Annotated in this window: 1 protein-coding gene; it reads right to left on the bottom strand. The window is 64.0% G+C overall.

All coding sequences use genetic code 11. The features are described 5' to 3' along the window. Positions 1–246 (bottom strand): ABC transporter permease subunit (locus ACR9ZK_RS22005; protein WP_481344080.1); only part of this gene is annotated, 246 nt, incomplete at its 3' end. Positions 247–272: the final 26 nt, after the last annotated feature.

Here is a 272-nt window from a genome sequence, read left to right on the forward strand (position 1 = left end):
GACCCACACGACATAGCCCTGGCCGAAATAGGCGAAGCTGTCAGGGTAGTTGCCATAGGCCTGGTCGCAGAGAACGATGTAGGAGATGCCGCGGAAGAGGCTCATCGTGCCGATGGTGACGACGATCGACGGCAGCTTCATCCCGGAGACGAGGAAGCCGTTGAACAGGCCGCAGAGCAACCCGACCCCAAGCCCGATGGCGACGAGGCCGACAGTATCGACGCCGGCCTGCGCCGCAGCGCCCATGGCCGTCGAGGCAAGCGCTATGATGG

The organism is Monashia sp. HAY1-5C, from assembly GCF_056755255.1.